The organism is Arthrobacter sp. FW306-1B-F12A, from assembly GCF_058781865.1.
This window is the reverse complement of sequence record NZ_JBYSXD010000098.1, coordinates 1-3,009: the sequence shown is the minus strand read 5'-3', so window position 1 is coordinate 3,009 and position 3,009 is coordinate 1. Positions and strand designations below refer to the sequence as shown.

General features: G+C 62.9%; 4 protein-coding genes. All 4 read left to right on the top strand.

Annotated features, from left to right (window positions below; genetic code table 11):
- On the top strand, window positions 1-406 hold a 406-nt coding region (locus AC3WJU_RS22330), incomplete at its 5' end, for a J domain-containing protein (protein ID WP_492260907.1).
- A gap of 249 nt (window positions 407-655) precedes the next feature.
- Window positions 656-931: a hypothetical protein gene (locus AC3WJU_RS22325; protein ID WP_306961453.1), complete on the top strand. Its 276-nt coding sequence runs from the start codon at window positions 656-658 to the stop codon at window positions 929-931.
- Window positions 932-1,405: 474 nt separating this feature from the next.
- A complete protein-coding gene (locus AC3WJU_RS22320) occupies window positions 1,406-2,164 on the top strand; it encodes an HAD family hydrolase (RefSeq protein WP_492260906.1) in 759 nt (252 codons plus the stop codon).
- Window positions 2,165-2,337: 173 nt separating this feature from the next.
- The coding region (locus tag AC3WJU_RS22315; RefSeq protein ID WP_492260905.1) for a hypothetical protein at window positions 2,338-3,009 on the top strand (672 nt) is incomplete at its 3' end.

Here is a 3,009-nt window from a genome sequence, read left to right as displayed (position 1 = left end):
CACCGCCACGGCCCGCGAGGTAACCCGCGCCTACCGCACCCTCATGCGCGGCCTGCACCCCGACACCCGGCCGGCCCGCGAACCCCCCACCGGCTCGGGCCCCAAGACGCCGGAGGCGCAGGAAGATCTGCAGGAGCTCCAGGACATCATGGCCGCCTACGCCATCCTCGGCAACCCGGAAAAGCGGGCCGCCTACGACCGGGAGCACCCGCGGCCCGCTACGAACACGAAGCCGCAGCGGCCCGATGCCGCCTCCGTGCGGACGCTGGTAAAGCTGCTTGCCTTCGCATCATTGCTGATCGGACCGGTCATCTGGGAGCCGCCCGGCGGCTGGTCTCTCGGGTTGCCGGGCGGGCAAGCTTCATCTCCCAGCCGCTACGCCCTGATCCTGCGGATTAGGCGTTGAGGGCCGAAAACCAACCACGCAATGGCAAAGGAGCCCCCATGAGTACCTGCACCCGCACAACAGTCAATTGACGCGCGCGTCCCAAGAACGCTTCGAAAAGCGCTGGGGCAAGGAACAGCGCCGCTCCAAGGAATTCATCTGTGAACCCAGCACTGAATACCGTGCCCGGACTAGCCAGAAGCCTCCTGCCATGGTCCGGGCTCCGATAGATAATATCCGGACTACCAAATCAATTACCCGGAGTACACCATGACCCCTCCACAGATCAGCCAGTTCCTCGAGGACTGCATCATCAAAGATGACACGAACGATTCAGGACTGAACGCCGACACATTGTATGGGCTCTACGTCAGCTGGTGCTCCCTGAACCGCAAAGTCCCCCTCCCCGACCATGCCTTCCGCACGGCCCTCCGGATCGCGGGCCTCCAGACGGAAAAGAACGGCAAAGGCAAGAAGGGCATCTTCCAAGGCTTGCGCATGACAGGACCAGCCGCAGTGGACTATATCCTCAACAGCAGCGACTAAGCCTGGGCACATAGCACCTGCGGCACGGCAAGTAGGGCAGTATGGAGCGATGAATGCGCCCACCGCAGCGGGGTCCGCGAGGCTGCGCGGAACGGGTGCCGAAGAACCGAGAGCACCGCCCCAGGGCAAGGAAACGCGCCAATGCCCGGTGTCACCCTTGCCGGGCATTGGCGCAGCTACCGCCGAGAGCATCTTCCAAGGAAATCACCCTCGTGCCGATCGTAAGCCGTGGACACGGTCCGCCGCCTGAGTACCGGCTACCTGTTTCTACCGTGAAGGGCCCGGGCTGGCACCATTCCTGGTGATCTGCGCGGCCTCCGCAAAAAGACGTCGGGCGTTCATTTCGGTAAGTATACTTACCATATTCTTCTGCGCTCCGAGGGCCGGACGGACAAGGACCGCCCACCTACGGAAGCGTTGCCCGGAATCTCCTCGTGGCCCGCGGCGCGAGCAGCCATAGGAAGGTTGCCACTCATGAATGACCAATCGAAGAGCGCTAAAGACGTCGGGGTCCTGTTCGACGTGGACGGAACCCTGGTTGATTCCACCTATTTCCACACATTGGCGTGGTGGCAGGCCTTCCGGCAACAGGAACTGGATGTGCCCATGGCATTAATCCACCGCCACATCGGCATGGGCGGAGACAAACTGCTTGAACGGCTGCTCCCGGAGGATTCCGATCGGGATTTCCGCGCTACAGTCGAGCGAGCCCACGGCTCAATATTCTCGACCTTCTGGCCCGCTATCCGGCCCTTCGACTCGGCAAGGGCCCTCCTGCAATCGTGTGCGGAATCAGGATTGGCCGTGGCGTTGGCCTCCTCGGCACGCGAGCAGGATCTTCGGGTGCTCCGAAGCATTCTCGACGCCGAACCCTGGATCGACTGTGCGACAAGTTCAGCCGACGCTACTGAGAGCAAGCCCTCCCCCGACATTCTTCTGGCCGCACTTGAAAAGCTGCATCTAAACGCAGCAGATGTGGCATTTGTCGGCGATTCCGTCTGGGATGTCAAGGCTGCGGCCCGGCTCGGCATCGAAACCATCGGCCTCACGTGCGGCGGGATCAGTGCAGCCGAGCTTTTCGAAGCAGGAGCGGTCGAGGTCTATTCGGGGCCAAGAGCACTCCTCCACCGACTGGACGCCAGCTCCATTGGAAAACTTGCACACCGGAACGATAGCGAGGAACTCACCAGTGGAGCGGCCCCGGGCACGCCAACGGACGACGCGTCGCGATAGTCGCCGCAGGAAGTATCGTCCGACCCGGACCATTCCCCGTTCGGTTCGCGGACTTCTCCCCGCCGGATTGGCGGACAGGGGGTTCCGCTCGGAAGCTAAGCATGCTTACTATCTTAACTGCCAGTATTTCTGGTTCTTGATCCGCAGCAGACCTTCTTGGAAAGAGAGCGAAGATGACAGAGAACCAATGGGACGGGAATTACACGCCCCCGCCGGCCACCGAGCAACCAGGGGGTAAGCACGTACCCCCGCCGCATAACCAGAACAACCGCATGCCGTCGACGGAAACCATCAAAAACGAAGCAGGGAACGTGGCTGCGCAGGCCGAGGACTCTGCGAAGAACGTGGTCGAAACCGCGAAATCCGAAGTCGCGAACGTTGCCTCTGAAGTGAACTCGAGCGCAAGGGAGCTGCTGGACCAGGCCAGGCTGGACCTGACGGACCAAGCCGGAAAGCAGCAGCAAAAAGTGGCCGCAGGCCTTCGGTCCATCTCGGAGGAACTGCAATCCATGGCCACCGCCTCGGAGCAACCCGGCGTTGCAACGGATTTGGTGCGGCAAGCCGCCGAACGGTCTTCATCCGTGGCGACATGGCTGGAGGACCGGGATCCGGGCTCCCTCCTGGTCGAAGTGAAGACCTTCGCGCGGCAGCGTCCTGGCGCGTTTCTCCTCCTTGCCGCCGGAGCAGGCATCCTCGCCGGCCGACTGAGCCGTGGACTGAGCGCCGGCGCCGACGGCTCCCCGCAAGGATCGGCCCCGGCACGTGCCCCCATCCAACCCGCGCACGAGGCCAAGCCTTTCGTCCCGGGACCAGGGATGACAGTACCCCCTCCCCCGGTCCAGCTC